The 727-nt window shown below is 66.9% G+C and carries 1 protein-coding gene and 1 pseudogene; one reads left to right on the plus strand and one right to left on the minus strand.

The features are described 5' to 3' along the window. Window positions 1–403, plus strand: a 403-nt coding sequence (locus tag MOV75_RS40590) for a glycosyltransferase family 9 protein (protein ID WP_247008469.1), incomplete at its 5' end; no start/stop codon positions are given. A 179-nt stretch (window positions 404–582) separates the two neighbouring features. Here MOV75_RS40590 and MOV75_RS40595 read toward each other — a convergent pair. Then, window positions 583–727 (minus strand): annotated as a pseudogene (locus MOV75_RS40595) (glycosyltransferase family 1 protein); the annotation flags it as partial.

A 727-nucleotide genomic window follows, 5' to 3' on the forward strand; every position in this document is an offset into this window, starting at 1 on the left:
GGTGGTCGGCGGGCCCGGGGAAAAGGGCCTCGCCCAGGAGATCGTCGCGGCAGGCGGCCCGGGCGTGCGTGACCTCACCGGCAACGACTTACGCAACGGCGTGCTGGCCATGGCCGCGGCCGGTGTCGCCATCTCCAACGACTCAGGCCTGATGCACATCGCAGCCGCCCTGGGCACGCCCACCATGGGCATCTTCGGCCCGACCAGCCCCTATCTCTGGGCGCCGCTCAACGGCCTCGCTGCAACCGTGGTCCAGGACAAGAGCGTGCTGTCCTGCCAGCCCTGCCAGAGCACGATTTGCAAGATGAACGACCACCACTGCATGCGGGATATCGCCGCGACGGAGGTGGTTGCGATTGCGGAGAGGGTGCTGAGTGAGGCTGGGGCGCGCACTACGACGTGAGGCCATTGGGCTGCGCCGATGATGACATCCTGCCAGTGTTTTGCCCGACGGGTCAAACCGAATTCGCAAAATCCGCAGCGACACCGCTTCGCCGGCCAAGCCATTGATTTCGCTCGCCCCGGCTACTGTGCATGGGGTTGTTTTCGCGTTTTTTGTTCGCAGCCGGTGCAAGCGACGGCTCAGAGCAGCGGCCGATAGACCTGGCCGATCCGCGCCGCTTCGGCATCGAGGCTGAATCGTTCGAGCACGCGCGCCCGTCCGCGCTCGCCCATGGCGGTCGCGGCAGCCACGTCGCGCATAAGCTGCTCGAGTGCCGCGGCGAGC

It is taken from the genome of Bradyrhizobium sp. PRIMUS42 (assembly GCF_023006515.1).
Lineage (GTDB): Bacteria > Pseudomonadota > Alphaproteobacteria > Rhizobiales > Xanthobacteraceae > Bradyrhizobium.